General features: G+C 41.7%; 21 protein-coding genes, 1 tRNA gene and 2 pseudogenes. 12 read left to right on the forward strand and 12 right to left on the reverse strand.

From position 1 onward, the window contains the following. Nucleotides 1-207, forward strand: a pseudogene (locus B3D47_RS02945) (bifunctional phosphoserine phosphatase/homoserine phosphotransferase ThrH); the annotation flags it as partial. A gap of 69 nt (nt 208-276) precedes the next feature. On the opposite strand, the gene B3D47_RS02950 reads toward B3D47_RS02945, so the two are convergent. From B3D47_RS02950 to B3D47_RS02965, 4 genes are all read right to left on the reverse strand, one after another. Further along, entirely contained in the window at nt 277-1,497 is a 1,221-nt protein-coding gene (locus B3D47_RS02950; protein WP_286859846.1) for an OmpP1/FadL family transporter, read from the reverse strand. Between the two features lie 324 nt (nt 1,498-1,821). Continuing rightward, entirely contained in the window at nt 1,822-3,114 is a 1,293-nt protein-coding gene (locus B3D47_RS02955) for an OmpP1/FadL family transporter (protein WP_004810962.1), read from the reverse strand. A 348-nt stretch (nt 3,115-3,462) separates the two neighbouring features. Further along, nucleotides 3,463-3,535: transfer RNA gene (locus B3D47_RS02960), tRNA-Arg, on the reverse strand. Nucleotides 3,536-3,626: 91 nt separating this feature from the next. Next, nucleotides 3,627-4,979: an amino acid permease gene (locus B3D47_RS02965; RefSeq protein ID WP_286859849.1), complete on the reverse strand. Its 1,353-nt coding sequence runs from the start codon at nt 4,977-4,979 to the stop codon at nt 3,627-3,629. Nucleotides 4,980-5,311: 332 nt separating this feature from the next. Between B3D47_RS02965 and prpF the strand changes: the two genes are divergently transcribed. Both prpF and B3D47_RS02975 read left to right on the forward strand, forming a co-directional pair. Continuing rightward, nucleotides 5,312-6,505, forward strand: coding sequence for a 2-methylaconitate cis-trans isomerase PrpF (gene prpF, locus B3D47_RS02970; RefSeq protein WP_286859851.1), 1,194 nt, complete (start codon nt 5,312-5,314; stop codon nt 6,503-6,505). Nucleotides 6,506-6,757: 252 nt separating this feature from the next. Beyond that, nucleotides 6,758-7,666 carry a polyprenyl synthetase family protein gene (locus tag B3D47_RS02975; RefSeq protein WP_076753204.1) on the forward strand — a complete coding sequence of 303 codons (909 nt, stop codon included), beginning with the start codon at nt 6,758-6,760 and terminating at the stop codon, nt 7,664-7,666. A gap of 64 nt (nt 7,667-7,730) precedes the next feature. Here the strand turns inward: B3D47_RS02975 and putP are convergent, their stop codons facing one another. From putP to B3D47_RS03000, 5 genes are all read right to left on the reverse strand, one after another. After that, nucleotides 7,731-9,221: a sodium/proline symporter PutP gene (gene putP / locus B3D47_RS02980; RefSeq protein WP_286859853.1), complete on the reverse strand. Its 1,491-nt coding sequence runs from the start codon at nt 9,219-9,221 to the stop codon at nt 7,731-7,733. 215 nt (nt 9,222-9,436) lie between these two features. After that, nucleotides 9,437-10,291 carry an SPFH domain-containing protein gene (locus B3D47_RS02985; RefSeq protein WP_004810953.1) on the reverse strand — a complete coding sequence of 285 codons (855 nt, stop codon included), beginning with the start codon at nt 10,289-10,291 and terminating at the stop codon, nt 9,437-9,439. Between the two features lie 23 nt (nt 10,292-10,314). Further along, the gene (locus B3D47_RS02990) at nt 10,315-10,776 is read right to left on the reverse strand and encodes an NfeD family protein (RefSeq protein WP_004810952.1); all 462 of its coding nucleotides are present in this window, start codon (nt 10,774-10,776) and stop codon (nt 10,315-10,317) included. Between the two features lie 99 nt (nt 10,777-10,875). Continuing rightward, nucleotides 10,876-11,793 (reverse strand): patatin-like phospholipase family protein, encoded by a 918-nt coding sequence (locus B3D47_RS02995; RefSeq protein ID WP_286859855.1) that lies wholly within the window; start codon nt 11,791-11,793, stop codon nt 10,876-10,878. Between the two features lie 62 nt (nt 11,794-11,855). Next, complete coding sequence (locus tag B3D47_RS03000) at nt 11,856-12,485, reverse strand: 1-acyl-sn-glycerol-3-phosphate acyltransferase (protein ID WP_286859857.1); 630 nt, start codon at nt 12,483-12,485, stop codon at nt 11,856-11,858. A gap of 133 nt (nt 12,486-12,618) precedes the next feature. Between B3D47_RS03000 and B3D47_RS03005 the strand changes: the two genes are divergently transcribed. The 3 genes from B3D47_RS03005 (at nt 12,619) to B3D47_RS03015 (ending at nt 16,008) form a co-directional block, all read left to right on the forward strand. After that, a complete protein-coding gene (locus B3D47_RS03005) occupies nt 12,619-13,863 on the forward strand; it encodes an MFS transporter (RefSeq protein WP_286859859.1) in 1,245 nt (414 codons plus the stop codon). 137 nt (nt 13,864-14,000) lie between these two features. Beyond that, nucleotides 14,001-15,179 carry a porin gene (locus tag B3D47_RS03010; RefSeq protein ID WP_286859861.1) on the forward strand — a complete coding sequence of 393 codons (1,179 nt, stop codon included), beginning with the start codon at nt 14,001-14,003 and terminating at the stop codon, nt 15,177-15,179. A 139-nt stretch (nt 15,180-15,318) separates the two neighbouring features. Next, on the forward strand, nt 15,319-16,008 hold the full coding sequence (locus B3D47_RS03015) for an HAD family hydrolase (protein ID WP_286859862.1): 690 nt from the start codon (nt 15,319-15,321) through the stop codon (nt 16,006-16,008). On the opposite strand, the gene B3D47_RS03020 is transcribed toward B3D47_RS03015, so the two are convergent. Next, nucleotides 16,005-16,685 (reverse strand): DUF421 domain-containing protein, encoded by a 681-nt coding sequence (locus B3D47_RS03020; protein ID WP_163168504.1) that lies wholly within the window; start codon nt 16,683-16,685, stop codon nt 16,005-16,007. The two genes, B3D47_RS03015 and B3D47_RS03020, sit on opposite strands and share 4 nt — an antisense overlap. Nucleotides 16,686-17,070: 385 nt before the next feature. Here B3D47_RS03020 and B3D47_RS03025 point away from each other — a divergent pair, with 385 nt between their 5' ends. From B3D47_RS03025 to B3D47_RS03035, 3 genes and pseudogenes are all read left to right on the forward strand, one after another. Then, nucleotides 17,071-17,790, forward strand: coding sequence for a carbonic anhydrase (locus B3D47_RS03025; RefSeq protein ID WP_286859864.1), 720 nt, complete (start codon nt 17,071-17,073; stop codon nt 17,788-17,790). Nucleotides 17,791-17,901: 111 nt separating this feature from the next. Further along, on the forward strand, nt 17,902-18,930 hold the full coding sequence (locus tag B3D47_RS03030) for a molecular chaperone DnaJ (RefSeq protein WP_286859866.1): 1,029 nt from the start codon (nt 17,902-17,904) through the stop codon (nt 18,928-18,930). A 184-nt stretch (nt 18,931-19,114) separates the two neighbouring features. Then, nucleotides 19,115-19,381, forward strand: a pseudogene (locus B3D47_RS03035) (endonuclease domain-containing protein); the annotation flags it as partial. Between the two features lie 69 nt (nt 19,382-19,450). On the opposite strand, the gene B3D47_RS03040 reads toward B3D47_RS03035, so the two are convergent. Both B3D47_RS03040 and B3D47_RS03045 read right to left on the reverse strand, forming a co-directional pair. Further along, nucleotides 19,451-20,407, reverse strand: coding sequence for a hypothetical protein (locus B3D47_RS03040; protein WP_180085125.1), 957 nt, complete (start codon nt 20,405-20,407; stop codon nt 19,451-19,453). Between the two features lie 76 nt (nt 20,408-20,483). Beyond that, nucleotides 20,484-23,378, reverse strand: coding sequence for a valine--tRNA ligase (locus B3D47_RS03045; RefSeq protein ID WP_286859868.1), 2,895 nt, complete (start codon nt 23,376-23,378; stop codon nt 20,484-20,486). 188 nt (nt 23,379-23,566) lie between these two features. On the opposite strand from B3D47_RS03045, the gene B3D47_RS03050 reads away from it, so the two are divergent. The 3 genes from B3D47_RS03050 (at nt 23,567) to B3D47_RS03060 (ending at nt 26,762) form a co-directional block, all read left to right on the forward strand. Next, nucleotides 23,567-24,241: a hypothetical protein gene (locus tag B3D47_RS03050; protein WP_008305002.1), complete on the forward strand. Its 675-nt coding sequence runs from the start codon at nt 23,567-23,569 to the stop codon at nt 24,239-24,241. Between the two features lie 17 nt (nt 24,242-24,258). Continuing rightward, entirely contained in the window at nt 24,259-25,065 is an 807-nt protein-coding gene (locus tag B3D47_RS03055; RefSeq protein WP_048881397.1) for an SDR family oxidoreductase, read from the forward strand. A gap of 422 nt (nt 25,066-25,487) precedes the next feature. Next, nucleotides 25,488-26,762 (forward strand): glutaminase, encoded by a 1,275-nt coding sequence (locus B3D47_RS03060; RefSeq protein WP_286859870.1) that lies wholly within the window; start codon nt 25,488-25,490, stop codon nt 26,760-26,762. Nucleotides 26,763-26,830: the final 68 nt, after the last annotated feature.

Here is a 26,830-nt window from a genome sequence, read left to right on the forward strand (position 1 = left end):
AAAGCATTACATGGCCTGAACTTCCGTGTGATCGCAGCAGGGGATTCTTATAACGATACTACCATGCTGGGTGAAGCGGATCACGGTTTCCTGTTTGATGCACCGGAAAATGTGATTGCTGAATTCCCACAATTCCCATCGATTCATGGTTATGCAGCGTTGAAAGAAGCCATCCGTAATGCTTCAATCCGTAATATTCCAGCTTAAGTGTTAAAAGCTGAATGAAATAAAAAAGGCGCTTGAGGCGCCTTTTTTATTTTGAGGACATAGCCTGAATTAGAAGCGGTAACCGATCTTCATGCCATATGCCCATGCATTATTATCTTCAAATTCACCTACTGGATTTCCTCCTGTCTGTGCAGTCGCATCACCTAACCAAAGGTGTTTTACACCAGCCTGGATAAAGTAATTTGCAGCAGGGCTATATTGAGCACCTAGACCTAAACTCCAATAACCTTCAGTTGGGCCAAGTGTTGTCACAGGGTTACCTGCACCTGAATCCCAGCCTACTGAAGTAGATGCTGACCATTTGTCATTAAACTTATGACCGACACCGATATTTGCAGACCATTGGTCGTCAGAGTAATCGATAAGATTATTCCCTGAATTAGCTTTTAAGAATACAGGAGTTACAGCAAATTGATCCCAATGTACCCAACGTATATTAGCAAAAGCGATGGTATTTTGTGCAACACCAGACTGGAAATCTAAATTCACAGATTGTGGTGTAATTGCATCTACGCGCTCATTACTCATAGGAACAGTAGTACCTGCAGGTACAGTGAATCCCGGTGCTAAGGTAGTAGACTGAGCAAAGGTAAAACTTTCAGTTCCTGTTGCCTTATGCTTAATTTCAGAACGATAAGTTACAGAGGCTTTTAAAGCAATTTCAGGAATAGAATAAGCAAAACCTGCTAACCAGCCATATGCTTCTTTTTCATCGATTTTAATATTGTATCCACTTAATGCTTTTGTTGGATCTAAAGGAGAAATATAAGCGGCGCCTCGTAAAGAGATATCAGCCTCTACTGTTTGCCATACTGGTCCGGCATATAAATTCCAGTTTTCATTCGGTTGATAACCGATGAGAGCTGTAATATTTTGGGTTTTTACTTCAACTTTTGTTCCTTCACCAGCAGCAGAGAAGCTAGATAATGGTCCGTTAGTAGAATAGCTTGCATCTGCACCATAAGGCTGATCGTAAATTAAACCGAGTGAAATTTTATCAGTCGCTTGTACTTTAATTGCTGTGTTGACGAAATAGTAATCTTCAGCCATATCGTCAATTTTTTCACCATTAAAGCTGTTACCAAGTGAACGCACACTTGACTTGCCCTTGACATCCGGATCAAGTGCAGAAATACCAGCTTCAGCATAGTTACCAGGCTGTAAAAAAGCTTGTATAGATTGACCAGAACGATCTAAACCACCTGCAAAAACTGCTGTAGTTGGAAGAGTTGCAAGTAATATTGCATTAGAAATCGGCTTAAGCTTCATGGCTCGTCCTTGAATGTTTCATAAAGATATAAAAAAGTTGTGGAAAAGTAACATAAAATTAAAAAGAGTAAATGCTCAGCTTCGATGAAGATTTGAACTGAGTAGTAATTAAAATAGAAGAAGTTAGAGTTTTTATACTAAAAACACGATGTTAAATATTTGAATTAAATAATATTTTAGTGTGATGAATTGGCTAAAATGACACGTAAATAATTTAAAAGTTAAGTGATGTTTAAATCATCAAATAGTTTACAAGTGTATAAAAATAAATTCATAGCAATAAAAAAACCACCCGAAGGCGGTTTTTTTATTAAATTGACTGAATTAGAAACGGTAACCAATTTTTAGACCATAACCCCAAGCATCGTTATCTTCAAAGTCAGCTACATATGAATTAGAACCAAAATCGGACGCCGCTTGAGCTTTTGCATCGCCTAACCAGAAGTATTTAACACCACCAGCAATGAAGTAGTTTGATGCAGGACTAAATTGTAGGCCTAAACCAAGATTCCAATAACCTTCAGTTGGACCTAAAGTAGACACTGGATTACCAGAACCTGAATCCCAGCCTACAGAAACATTACCTGCCCACTGCTCAGAAAATTTACGGCCTAGACCGACAGTAGCAGAGATTTGGTCATCAGTATAAGAAACGATATCAAAGCCATTTGGATTGTTAGGAGTAGCACCAGCTGCGCCTAAAGCTCTTGAAACTTGTTCAAACTGTTGTGGACGAATAGAGAATTCTTTCCAGTTCACCCAACGAAGATTAGCAAAGGCAACCGTGTCAGCCATTACACCTGTCTGGAAATCAAGATTTACAGATTGAGGAGTAGAAATTTCAGTATTTGTATTTACATTATAAAGTGCAGCAGCAGGGTTTTGCGTTACTAAAGCTAAAATATCACTACGACCATACTCATTTGTTTTCAAATCATGATCAATTTCAGAACGATAAGTTAGTGATGCTTTTAGAGCAATTTCAGGAATCTGGTAAGCAATACCTGCTAACCAACCTACAGCACTATCATCGTCCATGTTAGCATTGTATTGACCTAAGGCAGTTGTGCTACCATATGCTAAACCACGTAGTTGAACATTACCTTCAACTGTCTGGTATACAGCACCACCATAAATATTAAAATTTTCAGTAGGTTGATAACCTACGAGCATAGTAATATTTTCTGATTTAACTTCTACTTCTGTGCCTTCTGTTCCGTTATGGAAAACACCACCACCTAAAGGATTTAGATAAGTATCAGTAGAGTAGGTTGCTTTTGCACCAAATGGTTGATCGTAAATCAAACCAAATGAAAAATTATCAGTTAACTGAAACTTTAAGGCTGCACTTGGAAAATAGTAGTCATCAGCCATCTCACCCACTGAAGTGCCGCGGTAAGCAGGAGCTAAAGGTGCAGCCGTTCCACCTGGTGTCCAATTATTTTGAACTTTACCAGATACTGATGGATCTAAAACAGAAATCCCTGCTTCAAAATAGTTACCTGGCTGTAAAAATGCTGCGATAGATTGACCAGAACGGTCGATAGCTGCAGCAAATGCGCCTGACATAGGTAATGCTGCTAAAATCATTGCTGTACTAAGCGCTTTTAATTTCATTCTTCATCTTCCCTTGAGGTACAAATTTGGGTATTTAAAACGTTTTTTCGGTATTAGCTTGGTATTGTTTTTGGAGTCATTCCTATGCCTTCAATGGCTGATTTGTTACTCCATGTGACAAAAATAACACAATATAAAAAAGAGTAAATGCTCTAGTTTGAATGAGTAGTTCAAAAAAACATCAAATTAGAGTAAAAATACTAATTGAAAAGTAATGTAAGGATATAAGTTTTTGAAATTTAAAAATTTAATTAGAAATAGAGAGATAGTAAAAAAAATGAAAAAAATATAAATTTATTGAATTATTGCTTAAATTTTTTGTTAATTAGTTCACATATTTGAAATATGTGCGCCCTGCGGGACTCGAACCCACGTCGGTCGCTTAGGAGGCAACTGCTCTATCCAGTTAAGCTAAGGGCGCAAAACGATCCCTAATCTACTCCAAAAAAGACGAAAAAAAAAGTTATTGCCGAAGCAATAACTTTAAAAAATAGTCAATTAAAACTTTTTAATTAATTTTTGGTCTTGAGCAGTTTAAACAGGATAAACATGATCACGATCCAAATCGGAAGCATGTATACAGATTCCTGGAAGCCCTGAGTCCACATAATGTAAAGAATAGTCGCAATAAAGCCTAATACAAGTATGTTACTTGCTGGAGACCAAAGTGCTGGAAATTTAGTTTTTTCCCCAACTTTTTTCATTGCCTGAATAAACTTGAAATGTGTCAGTGAAATCATTGCCCAGTTCAAGACCAAGGCACCTACCACCACATAGATCAAATGGCTTAAAGCATCTTCTGGTACAAAGTAGTTCAACAGTACGCAGCCAAAAATCAAAGCAGCAGAGAAGAGTACTGCAGGAATTGGCGTACCTTGTTTATTTACTTTCAGGAAGAGCTTCGGTGCATTGCCTTGTTTGGCCAGACCGTAAAGCATGCGGCTATTCGCATACATACCACTGTTATATACAGACAGTGCTGCAGTTAGAATAATAAAGTTTAATAGGTGGGCTGCCCAGTCAATCCCAAGCTGACTGAAGATCATTACGAATGGACTTTTATCCAGACCGCCGAGTTCCAACTGATTCCAAGGCACTAATGATAACAAGATGGTCAACGCACCAACATAGAAAATCAGAATACGGAAAACAACTTGGTTAATCGCTTTAGGAATGGTCTTTTCCGGATTCTCCGCTTCTGCCGCTGCCATACCAATCAGTTCAATCCCGCCAAAGGCGAACATGAGGAAGGCCAGCATGAAGAATAAACCTTCAAAGCCATTCGGGAAGAAGCCACCTGCAGTCCATAAATTGCTAAAAGATGCGGTAGATGAAGCATCTGCAGTCAGGATCAGGTATAAACCAAAGACAATCATCGAGATGACGGCAGTCACTTTAATGATTGAAAGCCAGAACTCTGATTCACCGTAGAATTTCACATTGCCGAGGTTGACCAGGGTAATCACAATGAAGAAAAACAGCACCGATGCCCAAGCAGGAATATGGGGCCACCAGTAGTTAATATATTTTGCGACAGCGGTAAGCTCGGTCATTGCGACCAGGATATACAGGATCCAGTAGTTCCAGCCCGCGAGGAAGCCAGGGAATTTACCCCAATATTTATAAGCAAAATGGCTGAAAGAACCTGCAACAGGTTCATGAACAATCATTTCACCCAATTGACGCATAATAAGGAAAGCAATTAAGCCACCAATGGCATAGCCCAGAATAATCGAAGGACCAGCGGATTGGATCACCTGTGCGGAACCTAAGAATAAGCCTGTGCCAATTGCACCGCCCATGGCGATCAACTGAATATGACGGTTCTTTAAGCCACGCTGAAGTTGTGAAGACTCGTTATTCAAAGTATTCAGCCCGACAATGTAAAAATAAGTTGAAAGATTGTAATTGATCAGTCAAAAGAAGCCTAGTAAAAGCCTTGAATGAAAAATTATTATCAGATTAATAAAAAATTATTATAAAAATAAATTAAATAAAAGATAAATGAATCAATATATTAATTTTATTGAATCTGATATTCCTCATCGAATATTAAAAAGACAGCCGTTGTATATGTTGTTTTTTTATACAAAGGTCTTGCAGTCAATTTATCACGATATAAATATACTATACTCAAATTCAACCTCAGTTACATTGCATTTACAAAATAAAGATCAGACAAAGGAAGATAATAACGATGAGTTTTGCCCCGCAAATCAAGATTCCAGCTACCTATATGCGTGGCGGTACCAGTAAAGGTGTATTTTTCAAGCTGGAAGATCTTCCACCTGCAGCACAACAGCCGGGCAAAATCAGAGACCAGTTACTCTTACGTGTGATTGGTAGCCCAGATCCTTATGGCAAGCAGATTGACGGGATGGGGGGAGCCAGTTCCAGTACCAGCAAAACGGTCATTCTGTCTAAAAGCCAGCAACCTGATCATGACGTAGATTATCTGTTTGGACAGGTTGCAATTGACCGACCTTTTGTCGACTGGAGTGGTAACTGCGGCAACCTGACAGCAGGTGTAGGTTCATTTGCGATTAGCAATGGTCTAGTGGATTCCTCTCGTATTCCGGAAAACGGCATCTGCACAGTACGGATCTGGCAGGTCAATATTCAGAAAACCATTATTGCCCATGTGCCAATTGTGAATGGGCAGGTACAGGAATTGGGTGATTTTGAGCTAGATGGTGTCACCTTTCCAGCAGCTGAAGTTCAGATCGAATTTCTGGACCCTGCCGATGATGATGCCGAGGGGGGAGCCATGTTTCCGACAGGTCATTTAGTCGATCAGCTGGTTGTTCCAGAATACGGTACCTTTGAAGCAACTTTGATCAATGCGGGTATTCCGACAATTTTCCTGAAAGCTGAAGACCTAGGTTATCAGGGCACAGAGCTGCAGGAAGATATTAATAGTGATCCGGTAGCGCTCGCTAAATTTGAAACCATTCGTGCTTATGGCGCATTAAAAATGGGGCTGATTTCAGATATTACTGAAGCAGCTCAACGTCAGCATACGCCGAAAATTGCTTTTGTATCCCAGCCTAAGGCCTATGTATCTTCAGGGGGTAAAGCGATCACCGAATTAGATACCGATGTATTGGTACGTGCCTTATCGATGGGTAAGCTGCATCATGCCATGATGGGAACCGTCGCGGTTTCGATTGCCACTGCAGCTGCGATTCCAGGAACATTGGTGAATCTGGCAGCAGGTGGTGGTGAGCGTGAAGCGGTGCGATTTGGTCATCCATCAGGGACTTTACGCGTTGGCGCACAAGCTACTCAGGAAAATGGTGAATGGAAAGTGAAGAAAGCCATCATGAGCCGTAGTGCGCGTGTCTTGATGGAAGGCTGGGTACGTGTGCCTGCAGAAGTTTTGAAAGAATAGAATTAATTTAATGAAATCTGCTTATATAAAAAACCATTGTCCGTACAATGGTTTTTTATATTCAGGGCAGCACCTTTAACATTCTAGATAGCTTCTTTTCATTAAAAATGAACTTTGCTCTTTATAGAAAAAAATCAGCAGACGAATTCAAGCTGATAATTCAGGATATTTAGAGGTACAATGCAGGAATAAAGCGGCAAGTTCTTTATTCTTGTCATCGAAAATATATTGAACAACCGATCTGAGGCGAATGTGTCATCTACAACTGAGCTGTCAACCCATGCATTGACTCAAGCACAACATCGTATTCAACAGGACCTATTGACAGCATTAGATGCTTTTGCCATTACTGAGCCGCTGAAATCGGCCGTACACCATGCAGTGATGCTGGGTGGAAAACGTGTACGTCCAGCCTTGTGTTATGCCACGGCCGCACTCAAGCCAAATCAGAACACTGCTGCTGTGCGTCGTGCTGCAGTCGCAATCGAGTTCATTCATTGCTATTCACTGGCTCATGATGATCTGCCTTGTATGGACAATGATTTGCTGCGTCGTGGACAACCAACCTGCCATGTTGCCTTTGGTGAAGATACCGCGTTGCTTGCTGGCGATATTCTGCAGTCCATGGCTTTTGAAATTTTAGGCAGCCGTCTGTTTGATCAGGGACCTGCAGTTGACCCCGCGATTGTACTAAAACAGATGCAGATTCTGGCTACAGCATCTTCCAAGATGGTCAATGGTCAGGTTTTAGATCTGCAGTCTGAAGGAAAACGAATTGACCAGGAAGCATTAGAAACCATTCACCGTAATAAGACCGGTGCACTGATTAGCGCCGCGATTATGATGGCAGCGGTGACGATTTTTGAAGGTACCGATCTGGCGATTCCAAAACTGCGTGAATTTGGTCAGGCAATTGGTCTGGCTTTCCAGGTGCAGGATGATATTCTAGATATCATTTCTGATACTGAAGTATTAGGAAAAACGGCAGGCAAGGATGAACAGGTAGAGAAATCGACTTATCCTGCGCTTATGGGACTCGAGCAGGCAAAACAGTATGCTAAACAGTTGCATGATCAAGCCTTAAATGCTTTGGCTCACTTCGAAGGTCAAGCTGAAGAGTTGACTCAGATCACACAGTTCTTATTGCATCGCAAAAGTTAATTTTCATAGGGATGTAACGCATAAAAAAGAGGACATTTAGTCCTCTTTTTTATTTCAGCTCATTTTATTTGCTTTCATTGTACAGACGTTCTGCCTGTTCAAAACGGTCAGTAATTTCTTCTGTCGGCGCTTTGCCCATCAAGCTCACTACAATAATAGTGATCATTGAACAGACGAAACCTGGAATGATTTCGTACAGACCAGTCGCAGCAAACAGGTTTTTCCATAGGATCACAATAGTTGCACCCACAATCATACCGGCCAAGGCTCCATTCAGGGTCATGCGTTTCCAGAACAGTGACAGGATAATCAATGGACCAAATGCAGCACCAAAACCAGCCCAAGCATAAGCAACCAGACCAAGCACTTTAGATTCCGGATTACCCGCCATCCAGATCGCAAGTAGGGCAATCAATAGCACCATCAAACGACCGACCCAAACCAGTTCTTTTTGCGAGGCATTTTTACGCAGGAAAGACTTATAGAAATCTTCAGTCAGGGTACTTGAGCAGACCAGTAACTGACAGCTGAGTGTACTCATTACCGCAGCCAGAATTGCAGCCAGAACCACACCGGCAATCCATGGATTGAACAGAATTTTAGTCAGCTCCATAAATACGGTTTCAGGATTGGCATTGACCACACTTGCCAGTTCTGGATGTGCCTGGAAGTAAGCAATACCAAAGAAACCGGCTGCGACCGCACCACCCAGACACAGTATCATCCATGTCATGCCAATACGACGTGCATTCGGAATCGATTTCACCGAATCTGCTGCCATGAAACGCACCAGAATATGCGGTTGACCAAAATAACCCAGACCCCAAGCCAGTAAGGAAATAATCGCAACAAAGCTCAGATCACCCATGACATTCATGGCTTGTGGACGAGCCGCTTCAAGTGCCAAAGTGATTTGTGACATATCGGAGAAAGATAAAATAGCCACAATTGGTGTCAGCAACAAAGCAAAGATCATCAAACCCGCCTGAATCGTGTCAGTCCAGCTGACAGCCAGGAATCCACCAATGAATACATAACTGATCGTCGCAATCGCGCTAATCCAGAGGGCAGTACTGTATGGCAGTTCAAACATGCTTTCAAACAGACGTGCACCTGCGACCATGCCTGAAGCGCAGTAAATTGCGAAGAAAATCAGGATCACGAATGCAGAAACCACACGCAGAACTTTTTTCTGGTCGTTAAAGCGGTTCGAGAAATAATCTGGCAAGGTCAGGGCATTGTGCTGTACTTCAGTATGTACACGTAAACGTCCAGCGACCAAGAGCCAGTTCAGCCAGGCACCGATGATCAGGCCAATTGCAATCCACATTTCAGACAGACCTGAAAGATAAATTGCCCCTGGCAGCCCCATCAGCAGCCAGCCGCTCATATCGGAAGCACCAGCAGAAAGTGCAGTAACAAAACTACCTAAACGTCGGCCCCCTAAGATGTAGTCGGAAAAGTTTGTTGTCGCGCGATAAGCCATCAGGCCAATTATGATCATGGCAACAATATAAAATAGAAAGGTGATTAAGGTTGGATTTAGGGAGCTCATACGGTATCCATTTTTAAGTTGGACAGTAGATCGAAATAAGGATTATGGCAAATGTTATGGTCTTTAATCCGAAAGCCATGCAACATTAAATCCAGAAGATTTCAAAAATAAACGCGAAATTTAACCATAATTTCACAATCTTTGCTGAGATTTTCTTGATTTAAATGAAAATAGGCAGTCATTCGACTGCCTATTTGATTCATATTTCTTAACAGTTAATTGTTGCGACCCATAACGCCACGAATGGTATTCATAATATCTGCTGGCAAGACCACAGTCTTGGCATTTGGAGATTTCGCCATATCCTGCATGGCTTTTACATATTGCTCGCCAAGTAAGTAAGCCACAGGAATTTCTTTATCACCAATCGCCTGAGTCACCATATCAATAGCACGCTGTGAAGATTCAGCCAATACCACTTGTGCTTCCGCATCACGACGTGAGGCTTCAAGACGACCATCTGCTTCCAGAATGGCTGCCTGTTTTTCACCATCGGCTTTAGTTACTGTGGCACGACGTTGACGTTCAGCCGCTGCCTGTTCTTCCATCGCTGCCTGCATGGTATGCGATGGTTTGATGTCCTGGATTTCTACGGTTTTCAGGGTAATCCCCCAATCTGAAATATCATCCGAAATACTGGCTTTCAAACGTGCCTTAATGTGATCACGAGATGACAAGGCATCATCCAGATCCATTTCACCGACAATCGAACGCAATGAAGTCTGAACCAGGTTCTGAATCGCCCATGAATAGTTTTCAATCCCGTATACGGCTTTTTCAGGTGTAGTCAGGTTAATATAAGCTACGGCATTCATCAGCAAGACTGCATTATCACGGGTAATCACTTCCTGAGAAGGAATATCTAGCACGATATCTTTAGTCGTCACTTTATAAGCAACTTCATCGATATAAGGAATGACGAAGTTCAAACCAGGATTCAGGGTAGAATGGTATTTACCCAGACGCTGCACAATCCATTTATAGCCTTGAGGAACAATTCGTACACCTTTAAAGATGGTGACGGCCACAAAGACCAGCAAGGCCAATACAATAATAGAACTTATACTCATGTCTTTTTCACCTTTTCCTTTTCTTAATTATTGCTATGTGGTTGTACCACCAGGTCATTGCCGAGAATATCGACCACACGAACCCGGTCGCCAACTTGTACCGGACTGAGCGTACGACATTCCCATTCATCTGAACCGAGGACAGGGAGCGGAAAGCGGACTTTGACTTGACCGTGATCCAGATTGGTTTGAATCACCATCCCCACTTGGCCAATGGTGGCCTCACGTGACAGTCCGGCTTTGGTCTTGTCTGTAGACAGCGGTTTAATAAACTTGAACCAGGCCAGGGTACACAGCACAGAGAGAACGATCCAGGTCAGTAGCTGCGTGGTCAGTCCCATCATCGGGAACATCCAGTACAGAATACCCACCATAATGGCCCCAATACCAAACCAGAGTGCAGCAAATGCTGGCAGAATTAACTCTGACAGAATCAGGATAATGCCAAGTACAAACCAGTGCCACGGTTCAAGAACAAATTGCATAAATTAACCTATGTAATTCAAAATTAAATATTCATCATGATTTTTATCTTCACTTCAATGTAGCAGATGCAGCAGCGGATGAATACCTGCAATCCCGATTTAGAACCTGGCCTTGCGTGGCGGTTGTAATGCAGCTGGGGACTTGCTGAAATCGCTGATGGCCTTTTCAATGGCCCGGATTTTTAACTGGGCCGCCTTTTCACCTTCCAGAATCGTTTCATTACTCGATTTCAGATCCAGTGTACCAATATGTCCGACCTTCGGCTGAATGACCACGTTAGCCTGAGTCAGTTCTTCATTAATACTTTGCTGACCCATGATATTAATGGTCTGATCCAGTAGGCCAAACATGTTCATGGCTTTGTTGGCATCCGGACGCGCTGAGATATCAACTGCAATGACAATATCCGCTCCCATATCTTTGGCTGTTTTCACTGGAATTGGACTGACTAATCCACCATCGACATATTTGTTACCCCCAATCACCGCTGGCACAAAGACATTTGGAATACTGCAAGAGGCACGTACCGCCTGGCCAGCATTGCCTTTGATAAAGTCAGCCTTACGGCCATTATCCAGGCGGGTAGCCACCGCAGCAAAACGGATCGGGAACTGTTCAATGGGTTTATTGGCCACGTTCTTATTTACATAATCCTGTAGCTTTTGACCGGCGATAATGCCCTGACGGTTTAAAGTCAGATCACGAATATCCGCCTCTTTAAAATTAAGCGCAATTTGTTGCAGCTGATATGGAGTTTTACCGCTGGCATACAGACTGCCGACAAAACTGCCGGCACTGGTTCCAGTCACGATTTTGGGTTTGATTCCATGTGATTCAAGGACTTTAATCACGCCGATATGGGCAAAACCTTTCGCTCCGCCACCACCCAAGGCAAGGGCAATGACAGGTTCACGGGCTTTAAGCGTCGGGGTAACAACAGGCTTCGATGGGCTTCTGTCACAGGCTGCAAGGCTTAGGCCCAAACAGCCAATCATTGCATAACGAATTAATTTCATTCTAAAAATTGAGGATTAAATAAGCAAATTATGGTTATCAGAGCAAAAAAAAGACATTTTGCCTAGCGTTTTTTCACCAGTTTTTGTAAAGGCTTGGCAATCCAGTCCGGGTTTTTTGCCGAGATCTTGCCTTCATAATGGGCATAGATCTGCTCCAGATCATATTCATAATCACCGGTTAAATGGTATACGCCCAGGATATGAATGGTTTTAATGTCATAGTCAAAAGAAAACATCACAATCGGCAGATTGGCAGCTTTGGCAATATGATAAAAACCGCTACGGATTTTTTCCGGTGCCTTACGCGAACCTTCAGGTGCCATACCTACCCAGATCCGATCAGTCTTGTTAATGACATCAGCAATCTGTCGGGTATGTCCTTGAGGGGTATCACGTACAACCGGAACCACACCAATCCATTCCAGAATCGGTTTCAGTGGTGTGCGGAATAAACTGTCCTTGCCAAAAATCGTGATCTGAATGCCGAGACCGAGCAGAGCATTAAAGCCCAGCCAGGCATCAATATTAGAGGTATGCGGAGAAATGATGGCAACAGCTTTTGGCAGATTTGGAAATTCACCTTCCATTTTCCAGCCTTGAGCAAGAAAAAGCTTTTTATAAAATGTCCGGCTGAATTTACTGCCACGCCCAGGGACTAAAGCAGGTAGGTCAGGAAAGGAAGTATTTGCCATCTTATAAGACTCTTGAATTACGACAATATTCTTTGTTTTTTATTATATTATTCCTTCGTGATAATTTTTTCACTGGCAAAATATCCATGCCAGATGATGTTTTCTGGAATATTTGATCAGCCAAGGACTTTTAATGCCGGCCATGCGCAACCTCTATGTTTTGCTATTTTCCTTATACTGGGCGCAAGGTTTACCGGTGGGATTTATGACGCATGCACTTCCAGTAATTTTGCGTGCTCAAGGTGTATCTTTGACGCATATTGGGGGATTCGGCCTGCTGATGCTGCCTTGGTCAATCAAAGTCTTTTGGGCACCTCTAGTCGATCGTTATGGTTCTACAAAAGGCCATTATCGTAGCTGGATTATTCCCGCACAGTTATTGTCTGTCATCGTACTCATCATCCTGTCCTTTATACCAATTGAGGCATTAAATCAGCCAGTTTATCTGCTAGCTTTTTTTGTGGCACTGCTATTTATGAATGGCATTGGGGCGACACAGGATATTGCTACGGATGGACTCGCGGTCAATATTCTGAGAAATGACCAGCAACACTGGGGCAATACCTTTCAGGTAATGGGTTCACGTCTGGGTTTTATTGTCGGTGGGGGTGCCATCCTATGGCTTTTGGATGTCCTGCAATGGCAAACGACGTTCCTGATTTTAGCAGCTCTGGTCTTTCTGAATACTTTACCCATACTTTTATTTAAAGAGCCGCAACATGAAAACCTGAACGAGATTGCCAAAGCCCAGCAAAATAAATTCCAGTTAAAAACCTATTTTCAATATTTTCTCCAACAGCCTACTTTACGCTGGTGGCTGGCGATTCTGGTGACGTTTAAAATTGCGGATGGCCTGTCTGGACCTCTATTAAAACCGTTAATGGTAGATATGGGGCTGAGTTTTAGCCAGATCGGGGTTTATGTGACTATGTTCGGTGCATTTGCGGCACTGATTGGAGCAGGGTTGGCTGGTTGGTGCCTGAAAATATTTTCCCGTGCCCGAACTTTGATGGCTTTCTCAATTATCAAAATTATTACCCTAATGGCGTATGCCTGGCTGGCAATGCAATACGAAGCCAAACAGTCAGTTACACCCATGGTGATTTACTTGATTAATGCGGCTGAAGATATGATTTCTGCCATGTTATTAGTCGTCATACTGACTTTAGTTATGCAATACAGCCGTAAACATCTGGCGGGAACGGACTTTACGTTTCAAGTAGCGATCATGGCGACGGTAAGTGGCGGGCTTTATAGCATAAGTGGAATATTAGGGGATAGATTGGGTTATCAGGATTATCTGTATGGCATCGTTTTTACTGCAATATTGTGCTTAATCCCGATAAACGGTTGGATAAAATACCGTAAAATTGATTGAAAAATTATCTAAATCAAATGTTTGATTGGATATTAGCCTAAAGTACTAAAAAGAATATATAAATACATTTTTAATAATTTTGTAATATAAAGACGTTGTGTATGATTTGTTACAAAATAAACCAAAGGATTATTGAAATGAAAACCAAGTTAGCGACAGCGATTGCATTGAGCCTATTGGCGGGGACAACTCTTGCAGCACCAACTTTCTATGGTGAAATTGACCTTTCTGTTGACCATGTACAGGCAGATAATAAAAATGGCGTAGAAGATCGTCATATTACTGACCTAAATTCAAATAACTCATTCCTTGGTTTAAAGGGTGATGAGAAGTTAACTGACCGACTAAGTGCACTTTACCAAGCAGAATTTACTTTCTATGGTGATGAAGGTTCAAATAGTAGCAATGACGTTTTTGTACCACGTAATATTCTAATCGGTTTAAAAGATGAAAAAATTGGTGCATTAAAAGTTGGTAAAATTGATACGCCAGTAAAGCAACTTTCATCTGTAGTAGATACCTTCAATAACTATGTAGCTAACAATGCCGATGTCGCAGGTATTATGGCTGGTGAAAACCGTATTGATAACGTACTTGTTTATGAAACACCAGCTTTTCAGGTAGGTGAAGGCAAGATTGAAGCTAAACTTCAATTAGCAACCGGTGAAGGTAATGACACCATTAAAGCAACTAAAGGTGGTTCAACTGTTGCTGGTCGTGGCCTAGGTGATTCCTGGTCTTCTTCTGTAGTGTATTCAGACAAAACTTTTGTTGCTGGTCTAGGTTATGACAAAGCAATTCCATCTCGCTTATTAGCACGTGGTTTCCTGAATGCTGATACAGCTGGTAGAGATGTGGATGAACTATCTAACTTTACTACTGAGTTAAATACAATTCGTGCTATTGGTCGTGTAAATTTAGATAATGGTTTGTCAATCCGCGGTCTATATCAGGTTTCTGAGGTAGAAGATGCTGATGCAAGTGTTCCAGTTAATAGTACTGTGGAAGGTGTAACAACTAATATTGCTCCAGCCTTTGCTCGTAATATTGACGATGCGCAAGCTTGGTTGGTAGGTGCGGAATATAACCTTCCAAATGCTAAAAATTGGACAGTTAAAGGTCAATATAGTTATAGCGATGTAACGTTTGATGATGCTACTTCTGACTTTGAAGCTAAGCAAATTCTTGCTGGTGTTGACTATGCTTTCTCTAAACAAGTAAAAGTGTACGGTACAGCAGGCTACCTGACGATTGAACAAGGTTCTGATGAAGATAATCAGTTCCTGTTAGGTACAGGTTTCGAATACAAATTCTAATTTAGACTTTGTATGCTGAAAAAAGGCGATGTTTTTACATCGCCTTTTTATATGGAATTTTGTATAGCTTATGAGTTTAAACCCATTAGCCGCAGGATTTGAGCTGTTAAAGTAAACACAAAAGTTTGATGTAACTATTATGACTGTACGAGCTGTTTTATTTGACCTAGATAATACACTGACACATCGTGATTTGAGTGTGCAGGCTTATAGTCGCTATCTGGCAGAGCAATATTGTCAGATGCTTAATCTAGCCGATATCGCAAAAATTACCGAGATCGTACGCCGTATTGATAATGGTGGCTATCCGGAAAAAGAACTGCTGACCCATTCCACAATTGGTGGATCAGTCGCTTTTGCGCTTCTGCAAGAATTGTCCTGGAAATCTCAGCCAGCATTAGAAGAATTGAGTGATTTCTGGTTCCAGAATTTTGGCCAGTTTGCCGTCGCCATGCCGCAAGCAGAAAACTTATTGCAATCACTTAAAGCCGCAGATTATAAGCTGGCGATTATTTCTAATGGTGGACATGACACCCGGATGAATATTATTAACGGGCTGGGTTTTGCTCATTATTTTGATGAAATCATGAGTTCAGGTCTGGTTGGCATCAGTAAGCCAAATCCTGAAATATTTCAATATACTGCGCAGAAGCTCGCTGTAGCTCCAGAGCATTGTCTTTATATTGGAGACCATCCTGTCAATGATATTCAGGGTGCACAGAATGCCGGTATGCAGACTTTATGGATGGAAGGATTCCATATGCCTTTACAGCAGATAGAACACAAGATCCAGAATCTGGCTCAAGTGCTGGATTATCTCAAACATTAAGTCTGACGCTGAGTATTGATGGCTTTGACCCATTTGCAATATTCACAGCGCTGGCAGATTGCATCTGGACTAGACAGCAACTCCACGTTGCCGCAATGCAGACAGGCATAATAAGTATGTGGTTCAACTTCTGTAATGAGGTCCTTTTGGGCTTTAGGAAATAAGGGCAAGCCATAACGGACTTCTTCGGGACTGTAAAAGAGTATGCTGAATTTACCATCGCTTTCCAGCAGTCCAGTACGAATTTGTCCCAAATGTTCAGTACCTTGCTGACGCATTTCGGCAAAGAATTCATCATGCGACATTTTGCCTTTGGAAATATGCTCAAGTACCATTTCACCATTTTCGACAATATAAAGCGGTTTGCCTTCGAGCAGATCTTCGAAGGACTGATATTGCATGGTCAGGTAGGTGGTAAGACGGTATAAAATAATGATGGTAGACATGACGATAAACGCCTGCAGCAAAGGCAGTGTTTCATCGAACATAGGATCGCCTGCGATCGAACCCAAAGCCAAGATAATTGCGACTTCGAAAATGGAAAGTTGACGTACCCCACGTTTACCGGTCAGGCGCAAGAATACAATGATCATGGTATACATGACCAGGCAGCGCAGCAGAATTTCACCAATAAAGGTCCAGTCAGTGTCATGGACAAAAATCGTGAAAAAATCCATAGGCTTGGCTCATATTTCCTTAAGTGAACTGAGTGTAGCAATGAACTTGGATGCGAAGTTTAGTGATTATGTTTATAGAGGTAAGATCTCGGTATCATCAGTTATCGATTAGCCGATGATGAACATGAATTACCAATTTAAAAATATTATATTTTTCAATTAATAACAAAACTATAAAACTCCAACGACATTCAAGTTTGAGAATGGAATCTTTTGTGCTTGTTTCAAATTTCCGCTCTGTTTTAATAATACCCGTCTGAATTTTTTAATATCATAATCATTATTATATTAATAAATCAGTTGCTTAATTATATCGTATAGAAAATTAATGTATGAATATTCATGCATTTTGACAAGATGATTGATAATAAGGGTGGGTGAATAGATGAAAAAGGCCATGCTATGTGCAGTTGCTTTTGGACTAATGAATACGGCATATGCGGATGCAGACTGGGATTATAAGCATACCCATCAGTGGGGTTCACTGAGCGATAAATATGCTGCATGCAATAGCGTAAATCAGTCACCTATTAATATCGAAGGCAGCGTAAAGGCAGAACTGGAACCTTTAAAGTTCAGCTATAACACCATGATTCATGCGATCGAGAATAAAGGTCATACCGTACAGGTGGATTTTGCTCAAGGTGGCGAATTGCAGCTGGACGGCGATACCTTTGTACTGAAACAGTTTCATTTGCATAGCCCGAGTGAAAACTTGATCAAGGGCAAAAGCTATCCACTAGAAATTCACTTTGTACATGCCAATGCCAAAGGTGAGCTGGCTGTAGTGGGGATGATGTTTGAACAAGGTGCAGAAAGCCAGATGCTCAAACGTATGTGGAACCGTTTGCCGAAAAAACAAGGTGAAAAAGTGGTATTACGCAAGCCGCAACCGGTGAATCAGATGCTGCCTAAAAACCTTGATTATTATCGCTTTAGCGGGTCACTGACGACACCACCTTGTTCGGAAGGGGTACGCTGGCTAATTTTAAAAGATATTCAGCAGGCTTCGGCACAACAGATAGCAGCGTTCTCTAAACTTATGGGACATCCGAATAATCGTCCGATTCAGTCCTTAAATGGACGGGTTATTGTTGAAAATTAATTGATAACTCCATTAAGCAGACTGCGGTCTGCTTTTTTTATTTGCAGTAAATCAGCAGTCACTTAAAAGTTTTAAGGATAAAATAGCATTTATTTGCTTTGCATGTTTGCTATGTCTTTTGATTTGAAAACCACTGTTCAGCCCGATACTGAGCTTTCACCGCAGCAGAGAAAGCTGAACCGTCTGATTGATAAAATTGAACAGCAGCAGCTTGAACTGAAGCAGTGGCAGCAGGCGCAGGAACAGATTCAGCAATATACCCGTCAAACCTTGATGCCGGTCTATCATGAGTTACATACAGTGCTGTTTCAGCAACTGGAACAGTTATGGAAGCATTTGCATGAGGCAGAATTTTCCAAGGCCGAAGCGACGCAGCTAGATGTTAAAATCCAGTATCTTGCGGCTTATTTAACCGACTCCCAATCTTTATCAAAACAACAGGCCGAGATTGTTAAGGAAATTTATAATTACTATCAACAGCATATTGAACATAGCCAAGCCAGAAAAAACAAAAAGCAAAGCATAAAGGATGTTGAGCTGTACTTTGCTGATGACGATACTTCGGATCAGGCAGCATCTGAAAATTTTGAAGAATGGGATAGCGAAAAGTACAGTCAGGCACGAGAGCAAGCCAAGCTTAAACGCCAGCAGGAAAAACTGGAACAGGCTGCGAAGTTGGCAGAGCAGTCTTTAAAAACAGTGTATTTAAAAATTGCTGCTACTATTCATCCTGACCGTGAACCGGATGAAACCAAGAAAGTTGAAAAGACCGAGTTATTGCAACGGGCGAATGAGGCCTATGCAGCGCAAGATTTATTTTATTTGTTGAAACTGCAAATCCAGATTGAGCAAAATCGGGGTGTTTCACAAAAAGGGTTAAGTGCCGAGCAGCTAAAGTTTTATCAACTGGCTTTAGATCTACAAAGTCAAAAATTAGATGATCAAATAGAAGAGATTCTTCAATCGTTGAGCTGGAATAAAAAAGGCCATATAGGCAAGGTCAAAATTACTGATTTATATAAGCAGGTGGATACAGATACTTCAGCGATGAAAAAGCAGCTAAAAGGCGAGAAGGAACGCTTGAAGTATATGAAGAAGGTAAGTGGGGTGGAAATGTTGTTGGAACATGGAGTGCTTTAATGCTTTTCTCCCTCTCCCTTTGGGATGAGGAACAACGTTCCGCAAGGGGGTGAGGGTAATTTATTAGATTTATTTCTTTAGCTTCACCTCTCCCCTTGCGCAGCAGTGCTGCTCATCTCCTGAGAGGAGAGGGAACTTCTTTGCGTATCGTATAATGACAATAAATTTAAGAGGGAAAATAAAAATGAAAATAGATCCCCAATTATTAGAATTCGCCAAATCCATGCGCCACACCGCCACCGATGCAGAACACCTGATGTGGCAAATACTCCGTGCCAAGCGATTTATGAACCTCAAATTTCGTCGTCAGCATGTGATTGAACCTTATATTGTGGATTTTTATTGTCATGAAATTGGTTTAGTGATTGAGTTGGATGGTAGTCAGCATGGAACGGATGATGCTGTGGAATATGATGCTGAACGAACCAAGTTTTTAGAGGCTGTCGGCTTGAAAAAGAGATAGTGTAAAAACAGGTCTAGATATCTAATAAATGCTTAACTAATACAACTAACCTAATTATTATTTAGCATCAATAGAAGGAATTATTTCAATTTTTTCATCTTTAATAATGCCTATTAAATTTCCATTTCCGTATATTTGGCTACGGAGAAAAGATAAAATGGTTCCAACAGGTTCATCCCAATTACTTATTATATAATTAATGATAAATATGATACTTTCATCACGTGAATGACATTTATAATATGCACCCTGATAAAACATATTTCTAAATTCTTGTAGAATATTGTAAAAATCAGATATGATAAAATGAGACTGTTCAAATAATACTATGATTTTTGGGAACTTACCTTGATGGTAAAAAGTTTCGATGTATAGTTTTTTATCTGTTCCGTCAATAGCTCCTACCCCCATTACACAGTGCTGAGATTTTCTCTGATCCCAAAAAGAGTTCCGCAGTAATTTTTCTCCATGCCATCCTTCAACTTCTCCAAAAATTCCAATATTTCTATTTTCTTCAGTATTTTTTAGAACTAAACAAAAGTCAGAATAATTTTCAAGGTCTAAAATTTGTAGCGGGTTAAGGTTGAAATTTTTAGGATAAATTTCATCATACCGTTTGTTAAGATTTAAAAATAATCTAGAATCTTTGCCAGAAACAAAGAATTCAAAATTATTATAGTCGAACGTTTTTCGAACATAAAATAAATCATCTAGCCGCGATTTTAGTTCGTCAACTATTGGTAATCCCAAATTTTGATTTAAAAAGTGTGTGAAAAAATATTGGCTTCCCCAGTTTCTCATGCTTTTTTCCATATCATCCCAAAAACTATTAGGATAATGCCCTTTCATATTGCTTAATGACCATATGGGAAAGCTCTTCAAATTATGAGCAGGGTAAGTCAATGTTTTATGAGAACTTAAGCATTCCAAAATGGAATAAAAATGCAAAGCCCAATACGAAATGGAACTATCAATAATCCCAAGATTAATTTCTATTCTATTATTGTTTAGCATTTTAATAATTTCAATAAAGATAAAGGGCTGAATAATCAGCCCTTTATACTACAAAAATGATTAAATTGACAACACCTTACAGCGCTGCAATCTGCTCCATATTCGCTTTAATCTTCGCTAACTGATCAGCAAACTCAGCAAGTTTCACTTTCTCGCCTTCAACTACAGCCGCAGGTGCTTTAGCCACAAAACCTTCGTTAGAAAGTTTAGTTGCAATTTGGTCATGCTGTTTTTGAACCTTGTCTAAGTCTTTTTGTAGACGACCCAATTCCGCTTTAGGGTCAATTAAACCCTTCATTGGAACGAATACAGACACATGACCCACTACAGATGACGAAGACAATGGTGGTTGTTCAGTATCAGCAAGGAAGGTAATGCTTTCAACTTTTGCCAATGCTTTAAACAATGGTTCAATACGTGCGATTTGCGCTTTTTCAGTTTCAGTGGTGTTCTGAAGTAGAACAGGCAACAAGCGAGCATTACCTAAGCCCATCTCACCACGGATGTTACGCACCGCACCAATCAAACCTTGTAGCCATTGCATATCTGCTTCAGCTTGGTCGTTGATTAACGCTTGGTCAGCAACAGGGTACTGTGCAAGCATAATCGTTTCGCCAGAAATATTTAACTTCGGCGCAAGCGTTTGCCAGATTTCTTCTGTTAAGTAAGGCATCAATGGATGTGCCAAACGTAAAGAGGCTTCCATTACAGAAAGAAGCACACGACGTACTTCAGCTTTACGCTCAACCGATACGTTTTCATCATTTAGAACAGGCTTCGTCAGCTCAACATACCAGTCACAGTATTCATTCCAAATAAACTCGTAAATCGCTTGTGCAGCCAAGTCTAAACGATAGGTCGCAAAGGCTTGTTGAACCGCAGCTTCCGCTTTTTGTAAACGGCTTACAATCCACTGCTCAGGCAATTCCCAAAGGTCTTGACGAACGTCTTGACCAATTACTTGATCTTCGCAGTTCATCATTACGAAACGGGTTGCGTTCCAGATTTTGTTGGCAAAGTTACGGTAACCTTCAACACGCTTCATGTCGAACTTAATGTCACGACCTGTGTTTGCAAGCGCACAGAATGTGAAACGAACCGCATCTGTACCGTAAGATTGAATGCCTTCAGGGAATTCTTTACGGGTTGATTTTTCAATCTTCGCCGCTTGTTTTGGATTCATCAAACCTGTGGTACGTTTTTGTACCAGTGTTTCAAGATCCACACCGTCAATCAGGTCTAATGGGTCAAGCACGTTACCCTTCGATTTAGACATCTTCTGACCTTCACCATCACGTACCAAACCATGTACATACACAGTTTTGAACGGTACTTGTGGCGTACCATCTTCATTTTTCATGAAGTGCATCGTAAGCATGATCATACGAGCAACCCAGAAGAAGATGATGTCAAAACCTGTCACCAATACATCAGTCGGGTGGAAGGTATTTAAGAAATAGTTTTCTTTATCTTTCGCTTCGTCACCTGTCCAACCTAAAGTTGAGAATGTCCAAAGACCTGATGAGAACCATGTATCTAACACGTCTTCGTCTTGGTTCAATTGAACATCGGCAGGAATGTTATTTTTCGCACGTACTTCAGTTTCGTCACGACCAACGTATACATTGCCGTCCGCATCGTACCAAGCAGGGATACGGTGCCCCCACCACAATTGACGTGAGATACACCAGTCTTGAATGTTGTTCATCCAAGCCATGTACATGTTGCTGTATTGCTCAGGTACAAACTTGATACGACCGTCTTGAACCGCTTCAATGGCAGGTTTCGCAAGTGGCGCGATCTTCACATACCATTGGTCTGTCAATAACGGCTCAACGATTACGCCAGAACGGTCACCGCGAGGTGGTTTAAGCGTATATGGTTGGATCTGGTCTAACCAGCCTTCAGCTTCTGCTTGTTCAACTAACTTTTTACGTGCTTCAAAACGTTCTAAGCCAACGTATTCGCTAGGCGCAGGAATAGTTTTAGAGATTTGCTCCCCGGCTTTGGCGATGTATTCAAACTCAGCCAACACTTCAGCATTTTTGTTGAAGATGTTGATGATTGGCAATTCGCAACGTTTACCTACTTCATAGTCGTTAAAGTCATGCGCAGGAGTGATTTTTACACAGCCTGTACCGAATTCTTTGTCGACATATTCATCTTTAACGATTGGAACAGCACGACCTGTGATTGGCAGAATGATGTTTTGTCCGACCAAGTGTGCATAACGTTCATCATCAAGCGCAACCGCAACCGCCGTATCACCGAGCAAAGTTTCAGGACGAGTCGTTGCCACAACGATATGATCTTTACCATCGTGCGTACGAAGTGACTTGTCTTCAAAGAAATATTTGAAGTGCCAAAGTGAACCTGCTTCTTCTTTATCAGACTCAACTTCTAAATCAGAAAGCGCAGTTTGAAGTTTAGGATCCCAGTTCACCAGACGTTTACCACGGTAAATCAGACCTTCTTCATGCAGTTTAACGAACACTTCTTTCACTGCGTTAGATAGACCTTCATCCATGGTGAAGCGTTCACGTGACCAGTCAACTGAAGAACCTAGGCGACGGATTTGACGGGTAATGTTACCGCCAGATTGTTCTTTCCATTCCCATACTTTTTCGATGAACTTTTCACGCCCTAGGTCATGACGGCTGATGCCTTGCGCACCCAACTGACGCTCTACCACCATTTGCGTTGCAATACCTGCGTGGTCAGTACCCGGTTGCCATAAAGTATTTTTACCCGACATACGGTTGTAGCGCGTCAACGCATCCATGATGGCATTGTTAAAACCATGACCCATGTGCAAGCTACCGGTGACGTTTGGTGGCGGAATCATGATACAGAAAGACTCGCCTTTTTCAGACGGCTTGAAGTAACCGCGCTCCTCCCAGGTTTGGTACCATTTTTTCTCGATCTCGGTCGGATCGTAAGTTGTAGCAATATTTTGCGCTGAATCAGTCATAGTTCGAACAGATCAAAAGTGGATAAAAAATTGCATCTATTGTAGCAAAAAAAATGGCGGCTGCGGCAGCTTAACCAAAAGCAAACTTTAAGCAATTGGCAGTAAGCTGAACTCATCGTATGATAGCAACAGCGCCAGACAACTCATCACAAAATTTAAATAACAAGATGAATATTAAGGATAAGAAGATGAGCTATAACATTTCCCTGAAAATACAGCCAGAAACTCACTATCGTTTCCGCGATATTCATTCCCGTCTTAATAGTGGTGATCAAACCAGTCTGTCCAAAGCCTTGGGTGAAAACCTCACGGATATTGCCTGTGAAATTATTGATCAGGTCTTTGGCCGCCTTGCGCGTCTTTCAAATTCTGCGGATCGCGAGTCTGAAAAAGTCGTTCAGCAAATTGTTGAGACCACACGTAAATATATGCCATGGTCAGTGTCATTTTTTGGCAATGAACGGCTGATTCCAATGGTGAATTATCTTTATGAAATGACCCATGAAATTGAAGGCGATTATTACGTGCGTTATCCCATTCAGAAGACACTGGCGATCGAATTACTCGGCTATGTAAAAGAAATGGAAAGTGGCAATCATCACTGTGTTTCACCTGCCTTAAAGACTTTTATTGAAGTGGTGGATCAGGGGGTTACCCATCTGGTACGTCAACCCAAAAACATGCTGAAGTTCAATATGGTGGTTGATAAAACCCTGAATGGTGTGATTAATTTAACTACGCAGCTCGGTTATAAGCGTTTTGACAAGTTGGGAAGCCTGTATGATGCACCGACTATCAGTCATTACTTCGAGCATTTTTTAGCGTTTTTAGAAGATGAAGTAAAACAGACATCGGATATTTAAAAGAGATAGAGGGATCAATGGCAAAGCTGGAAAGTTTAAATGGAAAAGTGGTCTGGATTACCGGAGCATCTTCAGGGATTGGTAAGGCAGTCGCGCAGGAATGTGCGTCACAGGGAGCGCAGGTAGTTTTAACGGCACGCCGTTTTGAAGAACTGGAAAATGTGCGTCTCAGTTTAGCTAATCCTGATCAGCATCTATCTGTCATTGCTGACATTACCGATGAAACCCAGGTGGAAAAAGCCTATGCCAAGGTTTTGGAAAATAAAGGCCGGATTGACTGGCTGATCAATAATGCTGGTTTAAGTCAGCGTGCCTTGATTGCTGATACTACCATGCAGACTGAACGCGCCATTATGGAAGTGGATTATTTCTCGCAAGTGTTTTTGACAAAAACGGTCTTGCCAACTTTCTTGAAACAGCAGTCTGGACGTATTGCATTTATTTCCAGTGTGGCAGGTTTGCTCGGCACCCAGTATCGCGCATCCTATTCCGCTGCCAAAGGTGCAATACATATGTGGGCGAACAGCCTGCGTGCTGAAGTGGCAGATCAGGGTATTCAGGTCTCGGTGATTTTCCCGGGCTTTGTCAAAACCAATGTCTCTTTTAATGCCTTAAATGGTGAAGGTAAACCGCAAGCCAAGCAGGATGAAGCAATTGAAAATGGTTTAGAGGCTGATGATTTTGCTAAACAGACGGTGAGGGCGTTACAGCAGGGCGAGGAATATATTGTGGTCGGTGGCAAGAAAGAAAAACTGGGCGTACTGGTTGCACGTATTTCACCAAAGATGCTGTATAAAATGATTCGCAAGACTAAAGTGAAATAAATTATTTAGCATACATAAAAGGGCAGCATTGCCCTTTTTTTGATATTCCTTAAAAAGAGAAAATTAAAATAGATCTTTTTATAAATCAAAACATGATCGTTATATTCATATTTAAATGGATATTGAAAGTTCCGTCTCCCTCTGGGATGAGAAATATAGCTTCGCAAGAGGATGAGGGGATTTCTTAGAAAAAACCTCTCCCTAACCCTCTCCTGCAAGGAGAGGGAGTTCCCTTTGTAGTGATTCCATAATGATTTATGAAAGAACCCTAATATACGTACCATTTATTTCTGGAGAATCGGATCCAGAAAGTACAGCTCTGATAACACGGATATGCAGTAAATTACCTTTTCACTCTGGTACTTAAGCTGAAAACCGGTATGTTAATTAAAAATAATAGTGAATTGGAATAAGCTCATTCGATGAAAACACCGGTGCCAGACTACCTCAAGCATGTTTTAACTTCCTGCCGTGACAATGAAAAAGGTGCTCTGGCAGATTATATTCCTGAGCTGGCAGCAGTCGATCCAGATAAGTTTGCTTTGGCACTTTCCACCGTAGATGGCACGATCTATTCCACCGGTGATGACGAAGTTGAGTTCACCATGCAGTCTATGTCCAAGCCTTTTGCTTATGCCTTGGCTTTGCAGAAAGTCGGCTTGACTAAGGTCATGGAAAAGGTGGGCGTGGAACCTTCGGGGGAGGCCTTTAACCAGATTTCACTGGAGAAGGATTCCAATATTCCAAAAAATCCGATGATCAATTCGGGTGCAATTACCACCCACTCCTTGATTCCCTATAAACGGACAGTGTCCCGTGCAGAGCAATTGCGCCGTTTTTTAAGTGGTCTGGCGGGGCGTGAACTGAGTTTTGATACCGAAGTATATACGTCTGAACTGAAAACAGCATTTCGTAACAGATCCCTGGGCTATATGCTGCGTACCGTGGGGGTGCTGGAAGAAGATCCAGAAGCGATTGTGAATGGTTATATCAAGCAGTGTTCAATCAAGGTGACGGTCAAAGACCTGGCGATGATCGCCGGGGTACTCGCCAACGGGGGAATTCAGCCACAGACTGGTAAAAAATTGCTGGACCGTTCTGTAGTGCGGCAAGTCCTGAGTGTGATGCTCACTTGCGGCATGTATGATGCTGCCGGTGACTGGCTGACCACCGTGGGTATTCCGGCCAAAAGTGGGGTTGCAGGCGGTATTATCGGCGTGTTACCTGGGCAGGTGGGTATCGCCGTGTTTTCTCCGAGAATTGATGAGCATGGACATAGTGTACGTGGCGTCGATATTTTTGAACGTATGTCCCGGGAAATGGGTCTGCACTTAATGGAAGGGACACCATCGGCACAAACTATTTTGCAAAGTCGTTATCTCACCGGTAAACGTGATCATGTGGTGGTATATGAACTACGTGGCGTATTACAGTTTACCGAATCGGAAATGCTGCTACGTATATTGCAAGATGAACCGGAAGGCAAAAAACGGATTGTATTGGATCTGACCAATTTGACCTTAATTCATAATGTCGGTGCCCGGATGTTATTTGAAGGCGTGGCCCGTTTGAAGAAGGATGGCCATCCAGTCGTGGTGGTTGACTCTGAAGGGATTTTGAGTGAAGCACAGATGAAGGGCAATAAAAGGGTGGTGGTCAAAGAAAAACCGGACAAGTATCTAGAAAAGTTTCAATAAATATTTTTCTGTCATCTTGATTGAAAGCAAGGTTTATCATCCTCGCCAGGAAATTAAAAAGCCCCGAG

Origin of the sequence: Acinetobacter sp. UBA3461 (assembly GCF_002381195.1) — a bacterium.
GTDB classification, from domain to species: domain Bacteria; phylum Pseudomonadota; class Gammaproteobacteria; order Pseudomonadales; family Moraxellaceae; genus Acinetobacter; species Acinetobacter schindleri.

What these genes read in the sequence shown, in the direction of transcription:
- B3D47_RS02955 (WP_004810962.1), bottom strand. Translation starts at nt 3,114, where the DNA reads ATGAAATTAAAAGCGCTTAGTACAGCAATGATTTTAGCAGCATTACCT.
- B3D47_RS02985 (WP_004810953.1), bottom strand. Translation starts at nt 10,291, where the DNA reads ATGAGTATAAGTTCTATTATTGTATTGGCCTTGCTGGTCTTTGTGGCC.
- B3D47_RS02990 (WP_004810952.1), bottom strand. Translation starts at nt 10,776, where the DNA reads ATGCAATTTGTTCTTGAACCGTGGCACTGGTTTGTACTTGGCATTATC.
- putP (WP_286859853.1), bottom strand. Translation starts at nt 9,221, where the DNA reads ATGAGCTCCCTAAATCCAACCTTAATCACCTTTCTATTTTATATTGTT.
- B3D47_RS03040 (WP_180085125.1), bottom strand. Translation starts at nt 20,407, where the DNA reads ATGCTAAACAATAATAGAATAGAAATTAATCTTGGGATTATTGATAGT.
- B3D47_RS03025 (WP_286859864.1), top strand. Translation starts at nt 17,071, where the DNA reads ATGAAAAAGGCCATGCTATGTGCAGTTGCTTTTGGACTAATGAATACG.
- B3D47_RS03020 (WP_163168504.1), bottom strand. Translation starts at nt 16,685, where the DNA reads ATGGATTTTTTCACGATTTTTGTCCATGACACTGACTGGACCTTTATT.
- B3D47_RS03000 (WP_286859857.1), bottom strand. Translation starts at nt 12,485, where the DNA reads ATGGCAAATACTTCCTTTCCTGACCTACCTGCTTTAGTCCCTGGGCGT.
- B3D47_RS03010 (WP_286859861.1), top strand. Translation starts at nt 14,001, where the DNA reads ATGAAAACCAAGTTAGCGACAGCGATTGCATTGAGCCTATTGGCGGGG.
- B3D47_RS02950 (WP_286859846.1), bottom strand. Translation starts at nt 1,497, where the DNA reads ATGAAGCTTAAGCCGATTTCTAATGCAATATTACTTGCAACTCTTCCA.
- B3D47_RS03050 (WP_008305002.1), top strand. Translation starts at nt 23,567, where the DNA reads ATGAGCTATAACATTTCCCTGAAAATACAGCCAGAAACTCACTATCGT.
- B3D47_RS03015 (WP_286859862.1), top strand. Translation starts at nt 15,319, where the DNA reads ATGACTGTACGAGCTGTTTTATTTGACCTAGATAATACACTGACACAT.
- prpF (WP_286859851.1), top strand. Translation starts at nt 5,312, where the DNA reads ATGAGTTTTGCCCCGCAAATCAAGATTCCAGCTACCTATATGCGTGGC.
- B3D47_RS03055 (WP_048881397.1), top strand. Translation starts at nt 24,259, where the DNA reads ATGGCAAAGCTGGAAAGTTTAAATGGAAAAGTGGTCTGGATTACCGGA.
- B3D47_RS03060 (WP_286859870.1), top strand. Translation starts at nt 25,488, where the DNA reads ATGAAAACACCGGTGCCAGACTACCTCAAGCATGTTTTAACTTCCTGC.
- B3D47_RS02995 (WP_286859855.1), bottom strand. Translation starts at nt 11,793, where the DNA reads ATGAAATTAATTCGTTATGCAATGATTGGCTGTTTGGGCCTAAGCCTT.
- B3D47_RS03045 (WP_286859868.1), bottom strand. Translation starts at nt 23,378, where the DNA reads ATGACTGATTCAGCGCAAAATATTGCTACAACTTACGATCCGACCGAG.
- B3D47_RS03005 (WP_286859859.1), top strand. Translation starts at nt 12,619, where the DNA reads ATGCCGGCCATGCGCAACCTCTATGTTTTGCTATTTTCCTTATACTGG.
- B3D47_RS03030 (WP_286859866.1), top strand. Translation starts at nt 17,902, where the DNA reads ATGTCTTTTGATTTGAAAACCACTGTTCAGCCCGATACTGAGCTTTCA.